Below are 22,957 nucleotides of genomic sequence, written 5' to 3' on the forward strand. Positions count from 1 at the left end.
TAGCGGGCGATTAGCCTTCTAAGTTACCGCAAAAACGATAGCCTTCACCGTGAATAGTCGCGATGATTTCTGGCGTATCTGGCAAGCTTTCGAAATGCTTACGGATACGACGGATAGTCACGTCTACAGTACGATCGTGTGGCTTAAGTTCACGGCCAGTCATTTTCATCAGTAGATCGGCACGAGTCAAAATTTTGCCTGGGTTTTCAACAAAGTGCAGCATAGCGCGGAACTCGCTACGTGGCAGTTTGTAAGATTCACCCTGTGGGCTCACTAATGAACGGCTGTTGATCTCTAAGCTCCAATCATTGAAGCGGTAGTATTCTACTGAGCTCTTTTCTTCGACTTCAGCGCCAGCGCTGTTGACACGAGTCAGAAGGTTACGAGCACGAATCGTTAATTCACGTGGGTTGAACGGCTTGGTAATATAATCGTCCGCGCCAATTTCAAGTCCAAGAATTTTGTCGACTTCGTTGTCACGACCTGTCAGGAAGATAAGACCGATGTTGTTGATTTCACGTAGTTCACGTGCCAACAATAGACCATTCTTACCTGGCAAGTTAATGTCCATAACGACCAAGTTAATTTTGTTTTCCTGCATAGCCTTATGCATTTCTGCGCCATCATTGGCCTCAGTTACCACATACCCTTCTGCCTCGAAAATACTTCTCAGCGTGTTACGGGTAACGGCTTCATCTTCAACGATCAGAATGTGCGGATTTTGCATATTATTTACCTAAATTTTAATCAGTTTATACTAACCAATAAGAGCAACTTACTTCGGGCTCTTATATTCATAAAAGCGTTGATACTTCCTTGAACTGCTTTGTGCTCAAAAGGAAAATCTTTACGGTGACATCTATATCTGGATGTAGATTAAGTGCACGTTTAAGTGTAATACGAGAAAACGTAATCAGTACCAACTTCGATAAGCAATAGTTAGAATAAGTTCCTTAACTATTGTTTTTTTTAAATGTTTAAAAGACAAATCAAATGTAGAACAGATTTTAAACAGATGCCCGGTCAGTTCACGTTACTTTAAGCGATATATGTAACAAACTGTATTGAACGATAAGCATCTTGCTCAATCTGTTTCAACTCACCAGTACGTACATTGTACTCGTTTTAGTCATTTGTTAACAAATGAAATGTTAACAAATTTTAGGTGAGCAGGGGTTTTTACCATGATATTTACTTTAGCTATTGATTAGTATAACTAATGTATTTCTTATTCCTGTGAGCCAGTTCACGCCTCTTTGGATTTTACAATCACTCTGCTACACTAGCTTGGGTTCATTTTTCGACTAGACTACCAATGGACAATACGACTCAAAATTTGTGGCAATGTTACCAAGCGCCGTTGTTTTTGCTGACTCAAGCATTATCCTGTGATTTTTCCTTTGCTGTTATTACCGCTCATAATCCCGCTTCAAAGCTTCTCTCTCCTAGCCAAAACCGTTTACTCGATCGCCAACTTCTCCGTGAAATTGAATTACTCGGTAGCCCTTATCGTGCTTTAGTGGGCGCAGCACCGGATTTATCCCACATGGAAAAAAGTTGGGCCGTGTTTATCGATAGAACGATGGCATTGCAATTGGGTAAGAAATTTAATCAATATGCGATTTATGTTGTCGAACAAGGGGATGTGAGCTTAGTGCCTTGCACCTTGGATGGACATGATGAAGTGTGTTTAGGCAAATTTAGAGATTATGTGCAGCTGGTATACGAGCTACCCGATTTGAACATTTAGTTGTTTTCAAAAGATTTTATTTAAATTGTTCATTTGTTATGAAATTAGCATTGACTTCATTAGGGGTTTATTGCTACTTTTTTCGTCCCTTTCCTAGGAAAGGAACAGAAGAGGAGCGTTAACTAGGTAGTCGGTCAGAGGAGCACAAACTCCAGCGATGACTGATGAGGGAGATTAACGCCGAGGCATAGATATGGTTGCTGCATGTTTATGTCGGTCGCTCAGGCTGAATCCTGACGATTGTCACCTGTAATTGGTGGAGAGCTTCTGGTGACGATTGCTGTTTCCCTTCTTTTGGGGTGCGTTATCATTGAGCACCAGGCTCTTCGAACGAAGTCAGTTCGGAGTGTGATCATGTTAGTTAATCAATATCTTATTCAATCTGCATTTATTTGTTGCCCTACGTGTTTCACGGAGGTGCGCTAATGTCCCTCGTTGTCGCAAAATTTGGTGGCACCTCAGTCGCCGACTATAACGCTATGAATCGCTGTGCCGACATAGTGTTAGCTAATCCTCATTGCCGTTTAGTCGTGGTCAGCGCTTCGAGCGGCGTGACAAATCTACTAGTAGAATTGACCCAAGAATCGATCAACGACGATGGCCGATTACAGCGATTAAAACAAATTGCCCAAATTCAATATGCGATTTTAGATAAGCTCGGTCGTCCTAACGATGTGGCCGCCGCATTAGATAAATTATTGAGTCGCATGTCAGTATTGAGTGAAGCGCTCGCATCACAACGCAGCAAAGCGACTATGGATGAGTTGTTGTCCCTCGGTGAGCAATGTTCTTCGGCGTTGTTTTCGGCGGTGATCCGTGAGAAAGGTGTCAACTCAAGTGCCTTCGATGTGCGCCGAGTGTTACGTACTGACAGTCACTTTGGCCGCGCTGAACCTCAGGTCGAGCAGATTGCGACTCTAGCTCGTGATTATCTACAGCCACTGTTAGCGGAACAAGTGATTGTGACACAAGGCTTTATCGGTGCTGATGAAGCGGGACAAACAACAACGTTAGGTCGTGGTGGTAGTGATTATTCTGCTGCGCTGTTAGCTGAAGCGTTACGCGCCTCAGCGGTCGAGATTTGGACCGATGTCGCTGGGATTTATACAACGGATCCTCGTTTGGCGCCCAATGCCTTTCCGATTGCCGAGATCAGTTTCAATGAGGCTGCCGAGATGGCGACCTTTGGTGCTAAGGTATTGCATCCAGCGACTATTCTTCCTGCCGTTCGTCAGCAAATTCAAGTGTTTGTGGGTTCAAGTAAAGAGCCTGAAAAAGGCGGGACTTGGATCCGTCATCAAGTGGAAGATGCGCCCGTATTCCGTGCTGTGGCTTTGCGCCGCGATCAAACCCTGTTAAATCTTCACAGCTTGCAAATGCTGCATGCGCAGGGCTTTTTAGCGGAAACCTTTGCGACATTAGCGCGACATAAGATCAGTGTGGATCTGATTACCACCTCAGAAGTGAATGTGTCTCTAACCCTCGATAAAACAGGTTCAGATTCAAGTGGTCAAGGTCTGTTGAGTGAGGCATTGCTGCAAGAATTATCACAGCATTGTCGTGTGCGAGTTGAAGATAGATTGGCCTTAGTGGCGATTATCGGTAACCGCATCGCGACGACGCCGGGTATTTGTCGCCGTGTATTTGAAGTGTTAGAACCACACAATGTGCGGATGATTTGCCAAGGTGCCAGCCCACATAATCTGTGTGTGTTAGTGGCAGAATCGGAAGCGGCGCAAGTGGTTAAATCGCTGCATCAAAATCTGTTCGAAGGCGTTTAGTATGTTGCCGACAACATCGTCTCTGCAAATCGGGGAGCTTGCCGCAGGGCAAGCACTTACTTTGCCTATCTACCATTTCAAACCGAGTGACGATAAGGCGACTGGCCCCAAAGTGTATATTCAGGCCAATGTCCACGGTGCTGAAGTACAAGGTAATGCGGTGATTTATCAGTTGATGAAGCAGCTTGAACACTGTGACATCCGCGGCGAAATCACCTTAGTGCCATTGGCCAATCCACTCGGGATCAACCAAAAAAGTGGTGAGTTTACCCTTGGCCGATTTGATCCTATTACAGGCGCGAACTGGAATCGTGAGTATTTGAATCATGCAATCGATTTGCCGACTTGGTATGGCGAACATGCCAAGCTGAGTGATAGCGAGCTGCTCCAAGCCTATCGCAGTACTTTGGTTGAAGCCTGTCAGCAAAAATTGCGTCATGAATGGGGTATCACCACGGGTCATAGACTTGCGGTTAACCTGCAGATTATGGCCCATGGCGCGGATATAGTGCTCGATCTGCACACAGGTCCTAAGTCTTGTAAGCACTTGTATTGTCCTGAATATGACTTAGCTGCTGCGCAGTTTTTGTCGATCCCTTATACGCTCATTATCCCCAATGCCTTTGGTGGCGCCATGGATGAGGCTGCGTTTTGTCCTTGGTGGCAATTGAGTGATTTTGCAAAATCTCAAGGGCGCGATTTAGGGGTTGCAGTGTCAGCGTTAACCTTGGAATTGGCGAGCCAAGAGCGCGTCTGCCTTGAGGATGCACGGGTTGATGCACAAGGGATTTTGGCATATTTAAGCCACCGAGGCGTGATCGCTGAAACCGTTGCGCCCGCTAAAATGCAGCGCTTTGGTTGCTATCTAAAAGACTATAAAAAATATCACGCGCCAAGTGCTGGCTTAGTGGAATACCTTGCACCTGTGGGTGAGCCATTAGCCGCGGGACAGCCCTTAGTGAATTTGCTGCGAATGGATTTATACGGTACAGCGGATGAGCTAAAAACGGTCAGTTTGCCGCAGGACTGCGTGCCGATTTTGCACTTTGCTTCGGCATCAGTGCACCAAGGGACTGAACTTTATAAAGTGATGACCAATGTGTTTGAGTTGCCGACATTCCAGCCTAAATCATAAAAATTAGCTCGTAAGCATTAGCCCATAACAATTAGCTTATAGCTTATCTGACTGAGAGAAAACAACGCCAATCCTAATCGATTGGCTTTGTTGTTTTAAGGTGGCTATAACCACTTAAATCGATAAAACAGCGCCATTTGCAGGGCGACGAGTGAGATTAATATGCCGCAGAAGGTGGCGAAGGCCCAAGTGTTGTCCGCGCCCGGTATCCCGCCAATATTGACCCCAAGTAAGCCTGTTAAAAAGCCTAGCGGTAAGAAGATTGCTGACACTAAGGATAAGAAGTATAAGCGTTTGTTGAGTTGTTCCGATTGCTGACTGAGTAATTCTTCTTGAGTCACATTGGCTCTATCGCGCAGGGCATCGAGATCTTCAATGGTGCGGATAAGTTTATCGTTTGTTTCCCTCAGCTTGAGTCGCTCAGTATCTTTAAATAGGCTAAATTGCTCAGAAATCATTTTCGAGAATGCTTCGCGCTGTGGGGCTAAATAGCGGCGAATGGCCACAGTTTGACGGCGCAGTTCGGCGATATCGGTACGTAAGTCTTTCACATTGCCTGAGACGACTAGCTCTTCTAAATCAGAGAGCTGTTCTTCCAATTTATCAATAAACTCGACTTTACGATTGGTCAGTCGCTCGCAGATTGCGACGATAAAGTCCCCCGTAGTTGTAGGCCCATTGCCCTCAAGGATTAGCTCGGCGACATCTTTGACCGACTGTAACTCGCGATCGCAGGTGGATATGATCCGCTGTTTATCGGCATAGATACGCACGGCCACCATGTCTTCTGGAGCAGAATTGGGGTTGAGGTTGACGCCGCGTAACGCGAGTAATATGCCTTCACCTGTTATCACTGCACGGGGACGAGTGTCTTGGGCGAGTAGGGCATCACTTTCGACCTTAGGCAGACCGCTATTGAGTATCCAGTGGCGTGCCTTTTTATTGCGATAGCGAAGGTGTAACCAGAGTAGGCCATCCTGAGGATCCCATTTTTCGATCTGTTCTAGGCTCAAGGTGGAGCCCGCTTGGGCGCCGCTGAGCACTAAACTGTAGATAAACCCTTCGTGCATATCGCATTCCATTTAACTTTCAAAATCATCCAAACAAACTAACTGATTTTGTCATGAAAATGAAGTCAGTACTTATGCTTAACGACATGAGACAAACGTAAATTGACATAAATTTGATGTGCTGAGGGATGCAAGCAACTTAGCCAAGGATAGGTTAAAATTAGCATTAGTAGGCTTAGATCAAAGAGACAATAAAATGGAATACGAATTTCGGCGTAACAGTTTAACTGGCACTTTTTTGGCTAGCTTTAGCATGGATCATGAAGTGCTTGGGCAATGGTTTACGGAAGAATTAGGGACTGAGTTAGCTAAAATTCAGCAAGTGTTGGGTGTGATAAAAGAAATTCAAGCCGATAAACGAGGTTCATGGCGTCTTGTTGGTAATGATTTTACCTTAGAGTTAGAGCGTGAACAGGCCCGAGTCTTTGCCAATACCTTAGGCTTTGAGCAAGAATATGAATTGGAAGAGGCTATGTCACTCTATGATGCTGAGTCAGAAGCTTATTGTGGCCTAGAGGATTTTGAGCAGGCGCTATTGAGTTGGCAGCAATTTATTGAGAAAGGTTTGTAATCATTTATTTAATCTCTATTTGATAAAAACATAAAGGCAATCATGGGATTGCCTTTATTGTTTGCGTGATACCAAGCTTATTTTCGTATCTTTAATTATTTAGGTAGCGCACCGCCATTTCGGTTCTCGATTTAGCATTGGCTTTACGCAGTAGGTTTTTCACGTGTACTTTAACTGTGCCTTCACTAATGTGTAAATGCTCTGAAATCATGCGATTACTTAAGCCTTCCGCCAGTTGCTGTAGAATTTGCAGCTCCCTTGGGGTCAGGCTTGAAATCCATTCTTGTTCATCGGTCGCATCTTTAAGTTCGTAAAGGTATTCCTCTACTTCATCGCTGATCACCCTGTGGCCAAGCATGGCATTTTTGAGTTTTTCGAGCAGCAAATCTGGCTCAGTATCTTTGAGCAAATAGCCGTCGGCTCCAGCGCGAAGTAAACGGATAACATCCTGTTTTGCATCTGAAACGGTGAGAATTACTATGCGTGAGGTAACACCTTCTTGGCGCATGGCGTTGAGGGTATCTAGGCCTGTCATGCCTTTCATATTCAGATCGAGCAATATGATGTCGGGTTCATCGGTGACCACTGCGGTTAATGCGTCTAAACCACTACCGGCTTCGCCAAATAGGCTGAAGTCAGGATCTGAAGCGATGAGCTGGCAGATGCCTTTGCGCAAGAGGGGATGGTCATCGACCACTAGTACTGAATAAGGTTTACCCATTTGAAGGCTCCTGTTGAGATGGGAAAATAAGCGTCACTCTAGTGCCACTTGACCCCTTGCTGTGCTGCATAAGGTTTAATGGGCTATTAGGGTTGAGTGCGTCGTCTTGTGCATTGCATCCTTGCTCAGTCGTGGTTGCCATAGCAGGTTTAAATCTCTTTAAATCATTGTCGCTGAACACGACTTTACCTGAAAGCTTACTGGCTCGTTCATGCATTATACCTATGCCAAAATGTTGATCTCGTTCTTTTAAATGTCCAATACCTATGCCGTTATCACAAACATCAATATTGACCATACCCTCGTCATCCTTATAGCAATGGATGTTAATGAGGCTGGCCTCAGCATGTTTGATGGCGTTTAACGTCGCTTCTCGCGTGATCTGCAGTATGTGGATGTGTTGCTTTGCCTCTAGCCATTGTGGCGCAAGTTTATAGTCTAAGGTTATCTTTATATTCGTCTTTGTCCTGAGTTGCTCAAGCATAGCTTCTAAAGCACTTTTTAGATCAGGTTCTTTAATTGTGAGCCTAAAGGTGGATAGTAACTCCCTGAGCTGCACGTAGGCAGTGCTTACACCTTCGTTGATTTCGGTTAACTGCGCCTCAACGATCGGGCTGCGGCAACTGCAATCTAAGTTTTTGCGTAATAAGCTAATTTGGATTTTTAGGAAAGATAGCACTTGACCTAAAGAGTCGTGCAGCTCCCGGGCAATCACGCCACGTTCCTCCATTAGCGCCAGTTGCTGTCTTTGCTCTGTGGCATTGTGGATCACGATTGAGCGGGTCAGCATAATTGCGAAATTGTTAAACAAGGCGATATTGGGTGTTTGGTCGGCAATTAACTCTAAATAGCCTAAATTAGCCTGCTCAAATTGCAGTGGGAAACGGGTGCTCTCTTGAGTCATATCTGGCCAGCCACCATCGGCCTCAATCACTTCAAGCTCTTGCTCGGGATATTGGATAATGAGCCTTAGGAAGTCGAGTGATTCATAGCCTTTTAACTGATTCAGCGCCGCTTTAAGCGCTTTGTAATCGAGTTTATTCGCGTTTAATGTCAGTAGGTTATCATATAAGAATGCCAGCTCGTTGTTGGCCCTTGTCAGCGCTAAGGTTTTTTCTGCTACCTGCGATTCTAGGTTGCCATAAAGCGTCGCGAGTTCCTTAGCCGTTTTTTGTAGGGCATGGGTCAGTGCTGTAAGTTCAATATATTCGGTCTCGGGCATTTCAATTTCAAAATTACCTTTAGAAATGGTATTCGCCGACTCCATCAGTTTTTGCAGTGGGATCACCACTTTCTTCTTTGTAAAACGCACGGCCACAAAAGCGATAATGAGCATGACGCCTAAGCCTAATATTTGGCTGGCTGCAAGGAGCCTGAGTTTAAAGGCGGCGTAGTGCTCCATCTCAAGCACCAGTAAATCTATGGTATCAACAAAGTCCTTCAGTGAGGCGACATAATCGCGGGAGTTTTCTTGTTCTATGTAGTGTTTCATCACCAGCCATTTATCGATGACAAGCTGATATTGAGCGGCAATTTCTGGCGGACTAAACCAACTTTCCGAGGGCTTTAATGTGTCGGAATAGAGCGTATTTTCGAATTCGGTGATTTTATCCTGCGCAGCATCACTGCCTGAGTTGGCGTAAAACATTAACCGATAGCTTTGCATCCTCAGCGACCCTGAGGCATTAATCGCCTTGGCGTCGCCTAAGCTGTAGGACAAATTGATGATAGCAAAAGTCGATAAACTACTAGAGAGCAGAATAAGTACTAACATTAATCCTAAGATTTTTGAGGTGAGACTACCTCGTTTCATTAATCCGCTGTTCATTTTGATGGCCGCTGTTATGGCACTTTGCAGTGGTTTTTACATTAGAAAATAATGTAATACATTAACAAAAGTATAGAAATGTGAACAACAACACCTTTACATTTTGATCTAGCGCAAACTTCAACCTAGATACCCCCTAAGAGGTATATTTTTAGCAGGGTTAAATCACTAAGTTTGACCATGGAGATGTCGTGATTTACAACAATAATGCAACACGGAGATGAGATGATGAAGAAGATGACAGGTAAGTCCTTTGCACTGAGTGCACTGGTTGCCGCCAGCTTCATGGCAGCGGGCGCAATGGCGAGTGATAAAACAGAGCCTCGCAACGAAGTTTATAAAGATAAATTTAAGAATCAATATAATAGCTGGCATGATACCGCAAAGAGTGAAGAACTTGTCGATGCGATTGGGCAGGATCCTAATATGGTGATCCTGTGGGCTGGCTATGCATTCGCAAAAGATTACAACGCTCCTCGCGGCCATATGTATGCCGTGACCGACGTGCGTAATACCCTACGTACTGGTGCGCCGAAAAATGCGGAAGATGGTCCATTGCCTATGGCATGTTGGAGCTGTAAGAGCCCTGATGTACCTCGCTTAATTGAAGAGCAAGGTGAAGATGGTTACTTCAAAGGTAAATGGGCTAAGGGTGGCCCTGAAGTGACAAATACCATTGGCTGTGGTGATTGTCATGAAAAAGGCTCACCAAAACTGCGGATCTCTCGTCCTTATGTAGACCGTGCAATGGATGCTATCGGTACGCCATTTGATAAAGCTTCGAAGAAAGACAAGCAATCTATGGTGTGCGGTCAGTGCCACGTTGAATACTATTTTGAGAAAAAAGAAGACAAAAAAGGTTTCGTCAAATTCCCTTGGGATATGGGCATAACTGTTGACCAGATGGAAGTTTACTACGACGGTATCGAGTTCTCCGATTGGACTCATGCGCTGTCTAAAACACCTATGTTAAAAGCGCAACATCCAGAGTATGAAACTTGGAAACTGGGTATTCATGGTAAAAATAATGTCAGTTGTGTTGACTGCCATATGCCAAAAGTGACTAGCCCTGAAGGTAAGAAATTTACCGATCATAAAGTGGGTAATCCATTTGACCGTTTCGAAGAAACCTGTGCAACTTGCCATAGCCAAACGAAAGAATTCTTAGTTGGCGTCACTAATGAACGTAAAGCTAAAGTTAAAGAAATGAAACTGAAAGCGGAAGAGCAATTAGTGAAAGCGCACTTCGAAGCTGCTAAAGCGTGGGAATTGGGTGCAACTGAAGCTGAAATGAAGCCTATCTTGACCGATATCCGTCATGCTCAATGGCGCTGGGACTTAGCGATTGCTTCCCATGGTGTTGCTGCTCATGCTCCTGAAGAAGCCCTACGTGTTTTAGGTACTTCAGTGAATAAAGCGGCCGATGCCCGAGTTAAGTTAGCACAGTTATTAGCGAAAAAAGGCATCACAGATCCAATCGCTATTCCTGATATCTCTACCAAAGCTAAGGCACAAGCAGCATTAGGTATGGATATGGATAAGATGAATGCAGAGAAAGAAGCATTCAAGAAAGACATGTTACCTAAGTGGGATGAAGAAGCGAAAAAACGCGAAGCCACTTATAAGTAGGTTTTAATCAATCGCGGTTGAGTTTTCAATATGAGCTAACTCCTCATGTAAACAAAAGCCCTCGCTGACTCAGCGGGGGCTTTTTTATGGAAAAAAATATCGAGTAATATCAGGCGTTGGTCATGCTGGCTGAAGAAATACCACGGGCTAAATCGCTATTTGATCAGTTTTAATAACGCCCTAAAGCGCTCGCCTTGGGCTTGATGTTGTAATTCAAATAATAACGATTCCACGTTAGTTAATAGGGCGCCTCTGGCAGTCATCATTTGGATCCCGAGTTGTTTATTCTCAGCACTGCGTGACGATACGCAATCGGCGACTAAATGCACCGAATATTGCTGTTCGATAAGGTCACAACAGGTTTGGTAAACACACACATGGGTTTCAATACCCGCGAGTATGACGTGTTTGCGATTCGTCTTAGTTAATGCCTTTGCAAACGCGTCACAGTGCCAGCCGCTAAAATGCTGCTTGGCAATGGGTGAGCTGGTTTTCACAAGTAAGGTTTGCAGCTCAGGGCTAGTTGCTCCGAGTTTATCGGGTAGCTGTTCTAACCACAGTATTGGAATTTCAAATAATTGTGCGCCTTGGATTAAGGTCTGTAGTTGTTGATGCAGCTTGTCACTGTTATCCATGATTTGTGCAAGTTTTCCTTGCACATCGACGATAACGAGAACACATTCTTCTGGTTTTAACATCGGGCCTTCCTTCTGCGCTTGATGATTGTCTTAGTGATGATCTTCGCTTTTGTCTAAGAGCTTGTGTTGTGATGCTCAGATTTCATCTCGATTTACGCTTCCCCCAGTAGACCCTAATTTAACCTTGTTACCAATAGGCCTAAGGTCGAATAGCTGTCGCACTTAAACTGCTCACTAAAAGAGTGCATCGCACCAGTCAGTGCTCGATTATGGTGCGTTTTTAACCTTAAAAAATAGTGTTAAACAATTTAAATCATTAATAATCAATAGATTAAATTGTTGGCCTAATGATTGAATTACATTTGATACAAGTTAATAACAATCGCGTTTTTTTGGAGGTCAGAATGAAACTAGTCAGCGCTATCATCAAGCCGTTTAAGTTGGATGATGTCCGTGAAGCTATTGCCGGAATTGGTATTGAGGGCATGACGGTGACCGAAGTGAAAGGTTTTGGCCGTCAGAAAGGGCATACAGAGTTGTATCGCGGCGCCGAGTATCAGGTGGATTTTTTGCCAAAAGTAAAACTAGAAATTGCCACTAAGGCTGAAAATCTCGACATGTTGATTGAGGCGATTACCACTGCGGCCCATACGGGGAAAATTGGTGACGGTAAGATCTTCGTCGTTGATTTAGAACATGCTATCCGTATCCGTACGGGTGAACTTGATACTGAAGCGCTATAAGGGGCTGACAATGGAAGAATTAACGAAATTAGGCGGCACAGTCACTGAACTACGCTTTGCACTCGATACCTTTTACTTTTTGATTTCTGGCGCTTTAGTCATGTGGATGGCGGCGGGATTCGCTATGTTAGAAGCGGGTTTAGTTCGCTCTAAAAATACCACTGAAATTTTAACTAAGAACGTTGTGCTGTATGCGATTGCCTGTGTGATGTATCTGTTGGTTGGCTATAACATCATGTATGTGGATAACACTGAAGGTGGCTGGTTACCGTCAATTGGCACCTTAATTGGTTCGCAATCAGCAGATGCGAGCCATGCATTAGAATCTGACTTCTTCTTCCAAGTTGTATTTGTGGCAACGGCGATGTCAATTGTCTCTGGTGCTGTGGCGGAACGGATGAAGTTGTGGGCTTTCTTGTTCTTCTCTGTGGTGATGACAGCGGTTATCTATCCAGTAGAAGGTTATTGGACTTGGGGCCAAGGTTTTATCGCTAAACTGGGCTTTGTAGACTTTGCTGGTAGCGGTATTGTGCATATGACGGGGGCGACCGCGGCGATTGCTGGCGTAATATTGCTCGGTGCGCGTAAGGGGAAATACGGGCCTAATGGTCAAGTGAATCCAATTCCAGGCTCTAACTTGCCAATGGCAACCTTAGGTATGTTTATTCTGTGGATGGGCTGGTTTGGCTTTAACGGCGGATCGCAATTAATGGTGTCGGATGCGGCGAATGCAAGCTCTGTGGCGAAAGTGTTTGTGAATACCAATACTGCAGCGGCTTTTGGTGCTATCTCTGCGCTTATAGTGTGTAAGATGATTTGGGGTAAAGCGGATTTGACCATGATCCTTAACGGTATTTTGGCTGGATTAGTGGCGATTACGGCAGATCCTCTCTCGCCTTCATTGTTAATGGCGGGTGTGATTGGTTTAGTGGCGGGCGGCGTGGTGGTGTTCTCGATTGTGGGCTTAGATCGCATTAAGATCGACGATCCCGTCGGTGCGATTTCAGTACACGGTGTGGCTGGTTTCCTTGGCTTAATGTGTGTGCCATTATCCAATGCTAATGCAACTATTACCGGACAGTTGACGGGCGCAGCGATCATTTTCACTTGGGTATTCTGCTCATCATTTGCAGTCTGGTATGTGATTAAGATAACCATGGGGATCCGTGTGACTGAGGAAGAAGAATACAACGGTATGGATGCTTCTGACTGCGGTATTGATGCCTATCCTGAGTTTGTTACGGTCAAAAATGCGGGCTGATTAAACTTGCACATTAACACGTGATTCACCTTGATGCTTAGCTTGGATCGAGGGATAGTGAAGCAGAGCCTAGGCTCTGCTTTTTTATGGGTAATCAATGTGATTGAAGTTTAAGCACAGGGTCATAAGCTTAATTACTGAGCAATTTTGTTTTCTTGTATAAATTAAGGAGTGTTCTATGAGCTTGAATATAAAAACAATAGGTCAATTTTCGCGACTAAGTCTTATCGTCATTTCTGGCTGGATATCGGTTTCTGCCTTTGCAGGAGAAGTGATCGTTAATCGCTCAAGTGAGCCTGTCGATGCCTTTGCCGTGCGTGATCAAGTGCTCAAGGATTTTGAATGGCAGGAGTCGCTTCGTCGCCAGCAGCAAATCCAAATTCTGCAGGCTTTACCCTCAGGTTGCGTTACGGTCATGAAACCCTATCGACATTTTACCTGTGGAGAGCATAACTATCGGCCGTATCATTATCAGCAGCGTGAGTTATACATAGAAGTTGACCGACCTTCACAATAGTTAATTCGTTAAATTATTTGCGATTATTTTCAATCGATCGCGATTATCATTTTTTGTAACCATTTTATGTCGTCTTTTTCGCCATTTGTAATAAGCTCAAATAGGAGCTAATGGTGTGGGAGGACGTATGTCGAAACTATTCCGAGCCGTATACTTGAGTACGATCTTGAGCGTTGTATTCAGTCAATTGTTTGCTTGTAGCTCGACGACCATTGAGCCTAATCCGTCGGATCTTGAGTCGTTACTTGCCGATTCACTGTTTACCCCTGTGGCCGATATTCCTTCTGTTGCGGATATTTTTTATCTGCCACCCGAGGTCGTGACAGACGTAAAACGTCGTTATGGGATATACACTTTATCACACAATAACAACATGTTAGCCAATGAATGGTTAGCTAGTTATATCAATGCGAGTCAAACCAATAGCGCTAACATTGATTTTCGATATCAAGATAATCTGACCCAAATTGCCCGTGAAACCTATGCCCAAAGGGCGGGTAATTGCATGTCTTTAGTGGTCATGACTTCTGCGTTAGCGGACATATTGAATGTGAGTGCTGAGTATCAAGATATTGCGATAGAACCCGTATGGGATAAGCAAGGTGATTTCTATTTAATCAATGGGCATGTGAATTTACGCTTACTTCCACCTGAAAACGCACATTCAGTTTATGTGTCATCTACCGCAGTTTTAGTGGACTTTATGCCAGAGCGAGCTCTACGGGGATACGGTAAAACCCAAGTGGATCGGCAGACCTTAATCAGCATGTTTTACAACAATATGGCGGCAGAGTCTTTGGTGAATGGTGATTTAGACAGGGCCTATGCCTTGATTAAAGTGGGTTTAAAAGTCGGCCAGTTTGTTCCTTCACTCAACACGCTCGCCATTATTTACCGGCATAAAGGTGATGAAAAGCGGGCCGAACAGGTTTATCGCTATGCACTCAAGTTTGATGCGAAGAACCTGACAACGCTTTATAACTTAGCCTTGATTTTAGGGGAGCAGGGGCGGCTTGATGAATGGGCCGAAATTAATAAAGTGCTTGAATTAGCACGAATACGTAATCCCTATTATTACTATGACATGGGGCAGCAAGCTTATGATGAGCATCAATACGACGAGGCCTTGGCTTGGTATCAAAGGGCGTTGGCAAAAGCGGATTATCGTCATGAGTTCTTCTTCGGTTTATCTAAAACCTACTGGGCGCTGGGGGACGAAAAGCGTGCCAAACTGAATATGGATAAAGCCTTGGCTTTGAGTCGAGATGAGTCAGAGCGTCAACGCTATCAGAGCAAGTTACAAGTCATGTTACAGCATTAGCATTTGTCCGCTTTTTCTATTGAGAGCTGGCCATCAATTAAGCTTATTACGGGTAAACATCTTTGCTTGCTAACATAGGGCACCTAAATACACTTGCAGCAAATATGTTTATTCCTTTTTATCCGCCATATTCGATTTTGTTCATCAAGGCTGTGAGTTAGCTGGCATATTTGAATTTTGATTTTTTTAAAATATATTAAAACAATAAGTTATATTTGATTTTTTGAAATGGAGACAACTTGGTTGCATTGGCGCCTGAGACTCGATAAATTGAACTCAGTATTGCAGTTGAGATCCCTTATCGCAGCGATAGAAATAGCCTAAAACACCAGCGTTGGAGCAGTAAAATTATGTATTACCAAAATGATGACGTTCGCATTAAAGAAGTAAAAGAGTTACTTCCACCTATCGCGATTCTTGAACGATTTCCTGCTTCCGAAAAAGCCTCTGCGACTGTGTTTAATGCGCGTAATAGTATCCATAATATTCTGGCTAAGTCTGATGATCGTCTATTAGTGGTGATTGGGCCTTGTTCTATCCACGATCCCAAAGCTGCGTTGGAATATGGACAGCGTTTGGTCTCACTGCGTGAACGTTATAAAGATCAACTCGAAATTGTGATGCGAGTGTATTTTGAAAAACCAAGAACCACAGTGGGTTGGAAGGGGCTGATTAACGATCCTTACATGGATAACAGCTTTAAACTCAATGATGGTTTACGCACCGCCCGTAAATTATTAGTGGATTTGAACGACAGCGGTATGCCAACCGCGGGTGAGTTTCTTGACATGATCACCCCACAATATATGGCTGATTTAATGTGCTGGGGAGCCATTGGCGCCCGTACGACAGAATCTCAAGTACACAGAGAGTTAGCCTCGGGTCTTTCTTGTCCGGTCGGCTTTAAAAATGGTACAGATGGCACGATCAAAGTTGCTATTGATGCGATAGGTGCTGCCAATGCACCACACCATTTTTTATCTGTGACTAAGTTGGGCCATTCGGCGATCGTTTCGACTAAGGGCAATCCTGATTGCCACATTATTTTACGGGGTGGCCGCGAGCCCAATTATAGCGCGCCGCATGTCACTGATATTAGCCAGCAATTGTTAAAAGCCAAGCTTGCCGACAACATCATGATCGACTTTAGCCATGCGAATAGTAGTAAAGAGTATCAACGTCAGTTAGTGGTTGCTGAAGATGTCGCTGGTCAAGTGGCGGCGGGAAATACTGCTATTTTTGGTGTTATGGTAGAAAGCCATTTAGTGGAAGGTCGTCAAGATCTTATTGAAGGTCAAGAGTTATGCTATGGGCAGAGTATTACCGATGCGTGTATTGGTTGGGATGATACCGAGCGTCTGTTAGCTATTTTGAACCAAAGCATTATCGAACGCCGTCAGGTTTAATTGTCTGCTCGAGCGAACATAAACCGCAACTATACCTGAGTTTGCCGTTAACGATTGCGGGTTAAGTAAAAACAAAGGCGCTATCCCGGCGCCTTTGTTTTATCTATTTATTGCTTATTTCAACAATGTATTCATTTGCTTTGGCTAAGCTACCAAAGGCGGCAATAAGGTTGTTTCTACCTTTATCTTGTATCTCTGGATTGCCTGATTCGATCATCATCCACACCCAAGTTTGGATCAGTGGTAATGGCGGGTATTGAACTTTAGCGGAATCCAACATAAAGCTTCCTTTGATCTTAATTTAATTTGTTTGTCTTAATGTTCTCGCTAGAACTTGGGCGTATGAATCGCAAAATCTAGCGCGTAGAGGTTAACAAATTCTATTGATTTGTATAACCGCCTCCATGACATTTTGGGCAAAACTGCAAAAATAATCAACAGCAGCAACTCTGTGCCAAGCCTTCTTCCATTGCACTCTTATCCTCTTACATACGGCTCTGAGGTTAAGCAAAACGGTACATGCCTGAACACAAATCAGTATAAATTCATTTATTGTGAATACGCCAGTGTAATGCGTAAGTATGATGTTTTGACTTTAAATACAATCAAAATAGCTGCTGAGTATGTCGTGAATAAGTCTATTTTTCTGTCAGGAAAATCTGATTGATTTTATTCAGACTTTGCTAGTTTCGCTTAGCTTATGTCCGGTGTGAACTGTTACAATTGGCATAACTCATTCAAGGTTATGTCTTATGCGCCCAACGTTATATTTTGAAGGTCCAGTCGATAAATTAAACTGGCACGTCATGAAACTGCTTTGGCCTTACTTATTGGAATACAAAGGCCGTATTGCGCTGGCGATGTCATGTCTCATCATCGCTAAGCTGACCAGCGTTGGTCTGCCTTTTATTCTGAAGCATTTGGTCGACACCTTAGATGCCGATAAAACCGCGCAAGCCCTCAGTGTGCCCGTAGGATTAGTGTTGGCCTATGGTGCGATTCGTTTACTGACGGCGATTACGGGGGAGATCCGCGATACCTTGTTTGGCCGCGTAACAGAGCGGGCGATCCGCCGTTTAGGTTTAGCGGTATTCGACCATTTACACCGACTTGACCTCGATTTTCATCTAGAGCGCAAAACCGGTGGCTTATCCCGCGATATTGAACGCGGCACCAGCGGCGTGAGTTTCCTCATGCGTTTTATGGTGTTCAACATAGTGCCAACCTTGCTCGAAATTGTCATGGTGATTGGCATTTTCTTCTATAACTATGGTATTGCGTTTGCGGCAATCACCTTTATTGCTGTGCTGGCTTATATTATTTTTTCTGTGGTCGCGACCGAATGGCGCACTGAGTATGTACGTGATGCGGCCAAGGCTGACTCGTTATCGAACACCCGTGCCATCGACAGCTTGCTGAACTATGAAACGGTAAAGTATTTTAATAATGAAAAGTATGAGTCGCAGCGCTATGACCAAGCGCTTGAACAGTGGGAAGTCGCTAAGCGTAAGAATCGTTTATCTTTGTTTGCGCTCAATGGTGGACAAGCTGTGATTATCGCTTTGGCGATGACGGCTATGATGGCGCTGGCAGCATACAGAGTCACCTATGGCGATATGACCTTAGGTGATTTTGTGTTGATTAATGCGTTTATGATGCAGCTCTTTTTACCCCTTAACTTCTTAGGTTTTGTGTATCGCGAAATTCGCGGCGCGTTAGCCAATATTGAGCGCATGTTTAGCCTACTCGATAAACATCCTATGATAGTCGACTTACCCCAAGCACTCGATTTTCAACCCACTAAGGGTGAGTTGATATTTGAAAATGTTAATTTTAGCTACGATGAGCGGCAAATTCTGCGGGACGTGAGCTTTAAGGTTGAAGCCGGTAAAAAGGTGGCTGTTGTAGGTGATAGTGGTGCAGGTAAATCGACCCTGATTAAACTGCTGTTTCGATTTTACGATGTGGACCAAGGTGCGATTAAAATCGATGGACAAGATATCCGCCATCTCACCCAAGATGCGCTGCGGCGTGCCATCGCCATAGTGCCGCAGGATACCGTGCTGTTTAACGATTCATTAGTCGAAAATATACGTTATGGTCGCCCGAGCGCGACGGATGAAGAGGTGCGTAACGCGATTAAACTGGCGCACTTAGAGCAATTTATTGCATCACTTGCCCTTGGTTGGGACACAAAGGTGGGTGAGCGCGGCTTAAAGCTATCTGGCGGAGAAAAACAGCGGGTCGCGATAGCAAGGGCCATTTTGAAGGGCTCGCCTGTGCTGGTTTTTGATGAGGCGACATCTTCACTCGATAGTCGCTCCGAGCAAGCTATTTTGTCGGCACTGCGGGAAGTCGCTAAGGGGCACACTAGCCTAGTCGTGGCTCATAGGCTATCGACCATAGTCGATGCCGATCAAATAGTCGTATTAAGCCAAGGAGAAATAGTTGAGCAAGGTAATCATCAGACTTTGCTGTTGGCAAATGGTCTTTATGCCAAATTATGGCGGATACAAAATGAGCAACAACATACTCCTCTGAGCAGTTAATAGCGTAATACAGTTCAGTCTTTATTCAGCTTCGGCTCTCTATACTCAATGCCAACACATCAATCGGAAGAGATCTGGCATGGAAAATATTACACTGAGAGCTAATATTGAAGGCAAAGAAGAAAAAGTCGCCACTGATTGGTATGCCATCATGGCGACATTGAAAAAACGTGGTGTTGATTATGATTCATTGCAACGCATTCATGCTGAGTTGAACGCGGGCCTGTTGGTTACAACTCGGCGACTTACCTTGGCTAAAGTCAATCCAGAAATGGTGCTGGCAGGTGTGATCCGCGATATGAACGCGCCGACAAGTGACTTTATGGGTATGCGTTAGGTGTGTTCGCTAGTGCTTTAGTACAGTTTAGGTGAGAACGTCCGAGAATAGAGGTGAGCCTCTATTCTTGATGCTCTAGAGAGACTCCAGAGATAAAATATGGCTGAATTAAGCTACGCCGTTCAGCTTCCCCGCTTTCCAACCTTCACATAAAAGATTCAATTTAGGTACTGACTCATCTATCAAAGTGAGTCGAATGATCTGCCCTTCGCGAAAACACACCAGTTCACCTTCGATCTCGGTCAGGCGATTACAGCTCTTACAGCTAGTGCTTACAGTTTTACTGGCGGGCAGTTGGCTTACGAAGCTAGATTTCAAAGTGTTTCCTTAAGTTCAATTGTGGGTAAGACATTTGAATAATGTCTCACGTCACGGATCTTACCTCTTTTGTGATACGCATTCAAATATACCTTATGTAAACCCTATATAGACGAAAGTTGTATTCGCCATTAACCGCGAGGGTTCGCGGCTACTTATCCATATGTGCATAGTATTTATCGAGTGAAATGGATAAACCGCTATCGAGTACAATTCGGACATGTGAGGGTTTGAGTTGTCTTGGTTCTGTCACTCCGCAAGAGTGCGCAATTAAGGCTAAGTCATGGTGTAAATTATGATTATAGTTAGCAACACGAGCCGATTTATCCCTAGGATCGAGTCCTTGTTGTAGTTTGGGATTGTGCGTTGTGATGCCCGTTGGGCAGGTATCTCTATTGCACTGTAAGGCTTGAATACAACCGAGGGCGAACATATTGCCACGGGCCGATGCGATGAAGTCGGCACCTAATGCCAAAGCCCAAGCGACTCTTGATGGCACTATGAGTTTACCCGAAGCGATGACTTTGATGCGTTTACGCAAGCCTCGTTGGATCAAGACATTAACTAGGATAGGTAAGCTTTCCTTCAGTGGTAATCCGACATAATCCATTAAAGGTTGTGGTGCAGCGCCTGTGCCGCCATCGGCACTGTCTAAAGTAAAGAAGTCGGGGGCAGAGTCTTCACCACGACGTTCGATTTCATCACATAAATCTTCGAGCCACTGTACGTCACCGAGTACGGCCTTAATGCCCGTTGGTTTACCGGTAACTTCACGTACTCGTTCAACCATATCCAAAATATCGTTCACGGATTTGAATTCAATATGACCATTAGGGCTAATAGAGTCATAACCCTGAGGAATACCGCGGATATGGGCAATTTCAGCCGTGACTTTGATCCCTGGTAAAATGCCACCTTTGCCCGGTTTAGCTCCTTGACTCATTTTAATTTCGAACATTTTGACTTCGGGATGAATGGCTATCGACTTGAGCTTTTCATCGTCTAAATGTCCTTGCTCATTACGTACACCGTATTTGGCCGTTCCAATTTGAAAGACGATATCGCAGCCACCTTTTAGATGATAAGGGCTCAAGCCGCCTTCACCTGTGTTAAGCCAGCAACCCGCCTGCGCTGCACCGTGGGAAAGGGCGGTAATTGCTGGGCGCGATAGAGCCCCAAAGCTCATGGCTGAAATATGACAAATGGCTTGAGTCGTATAGGGTTGGCGGCAATTGGTGCCAATTGTCAGTGGATGAATGGGTGTGATCTCTTCATCTTGGGTTGGGAAGGCGGTATTCATAAACATAATAGTACCAGCATTATCTAAGGGGCGAGTCGAACCAAAGGCGATAGTTCTATCGACATTTTTAGCCGCGCGGTAAACCCAACTGCGTTCTGCACGGTTGAATGGCAGTTCTTCTCTGTCTTGGGCAAAAAAGTATTGTCTGAAAAACTCACCTTGTTTTTCAAACAGATATCGAAAGCGACCAATCACGGGATAGTTATGTCTTACCGCTTGTTTGGTCTGCATTTTATCTGCGATATACATGTAAATAACCGCGAGTACTGCGAGTCCTATTACAATCAAAAACAGCCCTGAAAATAGATCGAGTCCCCACATAAACCAATTGAGTTCACTCATGTTATTTATCCTTATTCTTGTCCGTAACGGGTGGCGATCAAGCTCGCAGGTTGGTCATCATTAAGAGAGAGTAAAAACAGCTGGCTATAGTCATCTTCGCTGATCGCTTGGATCTCAGGTCCACCAAGGGCTTTAATGATCAGTGGGACAGTGTTTGAATGCCCAACGATGAGTGTATTGCCCTTTACAGCATGCACTTGTTCGACAATGTGTTGGATATGTCCTTCGATAGGTTTGGCTGCTTCTACTATCGTCACAGGTAAATGGCGATCCTCGGCGATGGGCGCGAGTGTTTGTTGGGTTCTTAGGTATTGAGTCGCAATAAGTTGCGACAGCGGCGTGCGGCTCAAGGCAGTGATCAGTGATGTTGCGCGCATTTCTCCCTTGGGTGATAACTGCGGGTTATTGGCTGGCGTGTCGGCTTTTTCGGCATGTCTGACTAAAATAATTAGTCTGCTCTCCGCATGAGCTTGGCTAATGGGGGTAAAGCCGAGGCAAGTGAATATGACGAGGCTTGTTAGCAGGCTAAAGCGTTTTATATTGATACCCAGATTATGCTTAAAATAGTGCTTAAGGATTAGTGTAAACCCGTGAAAGCGGAAATGACTCAAACTGCGGCCTGCTGCCATGGTGTAACATCCTTTTCTATTGGCTTATGTCTAAGCTCAGCGATAGTAATGATCTGCATTGCGGTGGGTTGGAGCTTTATTAAAGAATGAACCCACTTAATTTATGTGGGCCTTATCATGGCCTTGTGGTCAGATGGTACTTCAATTCTAAAAATTACTAAAGATGGTTAAATTTTGGTCGATAATTAAGTCGACCCGAATTGAATGGATAGTCATCATGGAAATCAATAAACCCCCTCAAGTGCAAAGTACTCCTTTGCCACAGAAAAAATATGCTGAAAACGCGGCGTCTAAGGGCACCGACGTGAGTGATTCGAAGGACGCGAAAGCCACAGAAGTAACCTCGAAGCAAACTGCGCAGCAAACGAGCAAGCAGCTGATGAATCAAGCGATTTTATCGGCACAGCAAGATGTGAATATCAAGTCAGGCGATCAGTCTATGGCCTTGCTTTATCGCGCAGCGATAGAGTCGATTAATAAAGAATTAGCGCCCACTATGGGCGAGAACGCGATTCAGACGGCTTACGATAATGGCGTAGATACTTCTCCAGAAGCGACAGCAGATCGTATCGTGAGTTTTGCGACGCAGTTTTTTAGCATTCACCAACAACAAAATTCGGGTATGAGTCTAAGTGATCAACTCGATAGCTTTATGGGGATTATTGGCGGTGCCATCGACAATGGCTTTAAAGAGGCTAAAGATATTCTGTCCGGCCTTAAAGTATTGCAGGGTGATATTGCCGATGGTGTCGATAAAACCTACAGCTTAGTGCAAGAGGGGCTGCAAGCCTTTAGAGATAGCTTTAACAAGAAGACTGATGAGACAGTATCGAGTCCGAGTTAATACCTCAGTATTTTCAGTTCTATATTCAGCGTTATAGTCATAAGCCCCTTATATAACTGTCTCTTCTACACAAATCCCTCAGTTTGCCCCGGGGGATTTTTTTGAACCATTTTCAATTACCCTGATCTGATCCTGACCTTTTGTTTCAGATACCATATACCATGTTTTTAAGTGAACCATCACTCTGGGCACAGAGCATTTTTCAGCGCGCACAATTAGGGGATGTACGAAGGACCAAACGGCTTGTACAGTTGGCGGCTCAACTTG

Annotated in this window: 23 protein-coding genes and 1 riboswitch; of the genes, 14 read left to right on the forward strand and 9 right to left on the reverse strand. The window is 44.5% G+C overall.

The window, feature by feature from the left end:
* Positions 1-10: 10 nt before the first annotated feature.
* Complete coding sequence (arcA, locus tag KO531_RS10210; protein WP_006080127.1) at positions 11-727, reverse strand: two-component system response regulator ArcA; 717 nt, start codon at positions 725-727, stop codon at positions 11-13.
* A gap of 588 nt (positions 728-1,315) precedes the next feature.
* Between arcA and KO531_RS10215 the strand changes: the two genes are divergently transcribed.
* From KO531_RS10215 to KO531_RS10225, 3 genes are all read left to right on the forward strand, one after another.
* Positions 1,316-1,750: a DUF3293 domain-containing protein gene (locus tag KO531_RS10215; protein WP_173247481.1), complete on the forward strand. Its 435-nt coding sequence runs from the start codon at positions 1,316-1,318 to the stop codon at positions 1,748-1,750.
* A gap of 100 nt (positions 1,751-1,850) precedes the next feature.
* A riboswitch (Lysine riboswitch) is annotated at positions 1,851-2,025 on the forward strand.
* 150 nt (positions 2,026-2,175) lie between these two features.
* A complete protein-coding gene (gene lysC, locus KO531_RS10220) occupies positions 2,176-3,531 on the forward strand; it encodes a lysine-sensitive aspartokinase 3 (RefSeq protein ID WP_219251086.1) in 1,356 nt (451 codons plus the stop codon).
* A gap of 1 nt (position 3,532) precedes the next feature.
* Positions 3,533-4,666, forward strand: coding sequence for a succinylglutamate desuccinylase/aspartoacylase family protein (locus KO531_RS10225; RefSeq protein ID WP_219251087.1), 1,134 nt, complete (start codon positions 3,533-3,535; stop codon positions 4,664-4,666).
* A gap of 104 nt (positions 4,667-4,770) precedes the next feature.
* Here KO531_RS10225 and KO531_RS10230 read toward each other — a convergent pair whose 3' ends face one another.
* Positions 4,771-5,736: a zinc transporter ZntB gene (locus KO531_RS10230; RefSeq protein WP_131525184.1), complete on the reverse strand. Its 966-nt coding sequence runs from the start codon at positions 5,734-5,736 to the stop codon at positions 4,771-4,773.
* A gap of 196 nt (positions 5,737-5,932) precedes the next feature.
* Here KO531_RS10230 and KO531_RS10235 point away from each other — a divergent pair, with 196 nt between their 5' ends.
* The gene (locus tag KO531_RS10235) at positions 5,933-6,307 is read left to right on the forward strand and encodes a YacL family protein (RefSeq protein WP_105250233.1); all 375 of its coding nucleotides are present in this window, start codon (positions 5,933-5,935) and stop codon (positions 6,305-6,307) included.
* A gap of 91 nt (positions 6,308-6,398) precedes the next feature.
* On the opposite strand, the gene KO531_RS10240 is transcribed toward KO531_RS10235, so the two are convergent.
* Entirely contained in the window at positions 6,399-7,028 is a 630-nt protein-coding gene (locus KO531_RS10240; protein ID WP_105250232.1) for a response regulator, read from the reverse strand.
* Positions 7,021-8,856, reverse strand: a complete 1,836-nt coding sequence (gene narQ / locus KO531_RS10245) for a nitrate/nitrite two-component system sensor histidine kinase NarQ (RefSeq protein WP_219251088.1) — start codon at positions 8,854-8,856, stop codon at positions 7,021-7,023. The genes KO531_RS10240 and narQ overlap by 8 nt, the downstream gene beginning before the upstream one ends.
* A gap of 225 nt (positions 8,857-9,081) precedes the next feature.
* Between narQ and nrfA the strand changes: the two genes are divergently transcribed.
* Positions 9,082-10,485 carry an ammonia-forming nitrite reductase cytochrome c552 subunit gene (gene nrfA, locus KO531_RS10250; RefSeq protein WP_113939112.1) on the forward strand — a complete coding sequence of 468 codons (1,404 nt, stop codon included), beginning with the start codon at positions 9,082-9,084 and terminating at the stop codon, positions 10,483-10,485.
* 155 nt (positions 10,486-10,640) lie between these two features.
* Here nrfA and KO531_RS10255 read toward each other — a convergent pair whose 3' ends face one another.
* Positions 10,641-11,183: a hydrolase gene (locus tag KO531_RS10255; protein ID WP_131525187.1), complete on the reverse strand. Its 543-nt coding sequence runs from the start codon at positions 11,181-11,183 to the stop codon at positions 10,641-10,643.
* Positions 11,184-11,527: 344 nt separating this feature from the next.
* On the opposite strand from KO531_RS10255, the gene KO531_RS10260 reads away from it, so the two are divergent.
* From KO531_RS10260 to aroG, 5 genes are all read left to right on the forward strand, one after another.
* Positions 11,528-11,866, forward strand: coding sequence for a P-II family nitrogen regulator (locus KO531_RS10260; RefSeq protein WP_028761800.1), 339 nt, complete (start codon positions 11,528-11,530; stop codon positions 11,864-11,866).
* A gap of 10 nt (positions 11,867-11,876) precedes the next feature.
* Positions 11,877-13,127, forward strand: a complete 1,251-nt coding sequence (locus KO531_RS10265) for an ammonium transporter (RefSeq protein ID WP_028761801.1) — start codon at positions 11,877-11,879, stop codon at positions 13,125-13,127.
* A 178-nt stretch (positions 13,128-13,305) separates the two neighbouring features.
* On the forward strand, positions 13,306-13,644 hold the full coding sequence (locus KO531_RS10270; protein ID WP_028761802.1) for a hypothetical protein: 339 nt from the start codon (positions 13,306-13,308) through the stop codon (positions 13,642-13,644).
* 127 nt (positions 13,645-13,771) lie between these two features.
* Positions 13,772-14,965, forward strand: a complete 1,194-nt coding sequence (locus tag KO531_RS10275) for a hypothetical protein (protein ID WP_219251089.1) — start codon at positions 13,772-13,774, stop codon at positions 14,963-14,965.
* A 350-nt stretch (positions 14,966-15,315) separates the two neighbouring features.
* Positions 15,316-16,371, forward strand: a complete 1,056-nt coding sequence (gene aroG, locus KO531_RS10280) for a 3-deoxy-7-phosphoheptulonate synthase AroG (protein WP_113939108.1) — start codon at positions 15,316-15,318, stop codon at positions 16,369-16,371.
* 103 nt (positions 16,372-16,474) lie between these two features.
* Here the strand turns inward: aroG and KO531_RS10285 are convergent, their stop codons facing one another.
* Positions 16,475-16,651 (reverse strand): hypothetical protein, encoded by a 177-nt coding sequence (locus tag KO531_RS10285; protein ID WP_105250227.1) that lies wholly within the window; start codon positions 16,649-16,651, stop codon positions 16,475-16,477.
* Positions 16,652-17,123: 472 nt separating this feature from the next.
* Between KO531_RS10285 and KO531_RS10290 the strand changes: the two genes are divergently transcribed.
* Both KO531_RS10290 and KO531_RS10295 read left to right on the forward strand, forming a co-directional pair.
* Positions 17,124-18,920: an ABC transporter ATP-binding protein/permease gene (locus tag KO531_RS10290; protein WP_219233872.1), complete on the forward strand. Its 1,797-nt coding sequence runs from the start codon at positions 17,124-17,126 to the stop codon at positions 18,918-18,920.
* Between the two features lie 79 nt (positions 18,921-18,999).
* Entirely contained in the window at positions 19,000-19,257 is a 258-nt protein-coding gene (locus KO531_RS10295; protein ID WP_105250225.1) for a hypothetical protein, read from the forward strand.
* A 108-nt stretch (positions 19,258-19,365) separates the two neighbouring features.
* Here the strand turns inward: KO531_RS10295 and KO531_RS10300 are convergent, their stop codons facing one another.
* The 3 genes from KO531_RS10300 to KO531_RS10310 all read right to left on the reverse strand — a co-directional run bounded on the left by KO531_RS10300 (position 19,366) and on the right by KO531_RS10310 (position 21,846).
* Entirely contained in the window at positions 19,366-19,575 is a 210-nt protein-coding gene (locus tag KO531_RS10300; protein WP_105250224.1) for a hypothetical protein, read from the reverse strand.
* A 151-nt stretch (positions 19,576-19,726) separates the two neighbouring features.
* Complete coding sequence (locus KO531_RS10305) at positions 19,727-21,217, reverse strand: FMN-binding glutamate synthase family protein (protein ID WP_219251090.1); 1,491 nt, start codon at positions 21,215-21,217, stop codon at positions 19,727-19,729.
* A gap of 11 nt (positions 21,218-21,228) precedes the next feature.
* Entirely contained in the window at positions 21,229-21,846 is a 618-nt protein-coding gene (locus tag KO531_RS10310; protein WP_219233871.1) for a histidine phosphatase family protein, read from the reverse strand.
* A gap of 217 nt (positions 21,847-22,063) precedes the next feature.
* Between KO531_RS10310 and KO531_RS10315 the strand changes: the two genes are divergently transcribed.
* Together KO531_RS10315 and KO531_RS10320 are read left to right on the forward strand one after the other, a co-directional pair.
* Positions 22,064-22,690 (forward strand): DUF5610 domain-containing protein, encoded by a 627-nt coding sequence (locus KO531_RS10315; RefSeq protein ID WP_219251091.1) that lies wholly within the window; start codon positions 22,064-22,066, stop codon positions 22,688-22,690.
* Positions 22,691-22,851: 161 nt separating this feature from the next.
* Positions 22,852-22,957, forward strand: a 106-nt coding sequence (locus KO531_RS10320; protein ID WP_219251096.1) for a transposase, incomplete at its 3' end; no start/stop codon positions are given.

The sequence above is a fragment of the Shewanella sp. NKUCC06_TVS genome, assembly GCF_019345515.1.
Lineage (GTDB): Bacteria > Pseudomonadota > Gammaproteobacteria > Enterobacterales > Shewanellaceae > Shewanella > Shewanella oncorhynchi.

Excerpts from the sequence above, each read along its gene's own strand:
- arcA (WP_006080127.1), bottom strand. The coding sequence starts at position 727 with ATGCAAAATCCGCACATTCTGATCGTTGAAGATGAAGCCGTTACCCGT.
- KO531_RS10215 (WP_173247481.1), top strand. The coding sequence starts at position 1,316 with ATGGACAATACGACTCAAAATTTGTGGCAATGTTACCAAGCGCCGTTG.
- lysC (WP_219251086.1), top strand. The coding sequence starts at position 2,176 with ATGTCCCTCGTTGTCGCAAAATTTGGTGGCACCTCAGTCGCCGACTAT.
- KO531_RS10225 (WP_219251087.1), top strand. The coding sequence starts at position 3,533 with ATGTTGCCGACAACATCGTCTCTGCAAATCGGGGAGCTTGCCGCAGGG.
- KO531_RS10230 (WP_131525184.1), bottom strand. The coding sequence starts at position 5,736 with ATGCACGAAGGGTTTATCTACAGTTTAGTGCTCAGCGGCGCCCAAGCG.
- KO531_RS10235 (WP_105250233.1), top strand. The coding sequence starts at position 5,933 with ATGGAATACGAATTTCGGCGTAACAGTTTAACTGGCACTTTTTTGGCT.
- KO531_RS10240 (WP_105250232.1), bottom strand. The coding sequence starts at position 7,028 with ATGGGTAAACCTTATTCAGTACTAGTGGTCGATGACCATCCCCTCTTG.
- narQ (WP_219251088.1), bottom strand. The coding sequence starts at position 8,856 with ATGAACAGCGGATTAATGAAACGAGGTAGTCTCACCTCAAAAATCTTA.
- nrfA (WP_113939112.1), top strand. The coding sequence starts at position 9,082 with ATGATGAAGAAGATGACAGGTAAGTCCTTTGCACTGAGTGCACTGGTT.
- KO531_RS10255 (WP_131525187.1), bottom strand. The coding sequence starts at position 11,183 with ATGTTAAAACCAGAAGAATGTGTTCTCGTTATCGTCGATGTGCAAGGA.
- KO531_RS10260 (WP_028761800.1), top strand. The coding sequence starts at position 11,528 with ATGAAACTAGTCAGCGCTATCATCAAGCCGTTTAAGTTGGATGATGTC.
- KO531_RS10265 (WP_028761801.1), top strand. The coding sequence starts at position 11,877 with ATGGAAGAATTAACGAAATTAGGCGGCACAGTCACTGAACTACGCTTT.
- KO531_RS10270 (WP_028761802.1), top strand. The coding sequence starts at position 13,306 with ATGAGCTTGAATATAAAAACAATAGGTCAATTTTCGCGACTAAGTCTT.
- KO531_RS10275 (WP_219251089.1), top strand. The coding sequence starts at position 13,772 with ATGTCGAAACTATTCCGAGCCGTATACTTGAGTACGATCTTGAGCGTT.
- aroG (WP_113939108.1), top strand. The coding sequence starts at position 15,316 with ATGTATTACCAAAATGATGACGTTCGCATTAAAGAAGTAAAAGAGTTA.
- KO531_RS10285 (WP_105250227.1), bottom strand. The coding sequence starts at position 16,651 with ATGTTGGATTCCGCTAAAGTTCAATACCCGCCATTACCACTGATCCAA.
- KO531_RS10290 (WP_219233872.1), top strand. The coding sequence starts at position 17,124 with ATGCGCCCAACGTTATATTTTGAAGGTCCAGTCGATAAATTAAACTGG.
- KO531_RS10295 (WP_105250225.1), top strand. The coding sequence starts at position 19,000 with ATGGAAAATATTACACTGAGAGCTAATATTGAAGGCAAAGAAGAAAAA.
- KO531_RS10305 (WP_219251090.1), bottom strand. The coding sequence starts at position 21,217 with ATGAGTGAACTCAATTGGTTTATGTGGGGACTCGATCTATTTTCAGGG.
- KO531_RS10310 (WP_219233871.1), bottom strand. The coding sequence starts at position 21,846 with ATGGCAGCAGGCCGCAGTTTGAGTCATTTCCGCTTTCACGGGTTTACA.
- KO531_RS10315 (WP_219251091.1), top strand. The coding sequence starts at position 22,064 with ATGGAAATCAATAAACCCCCTCAAGTGCAAAGTACTCCTTTGCCACAG.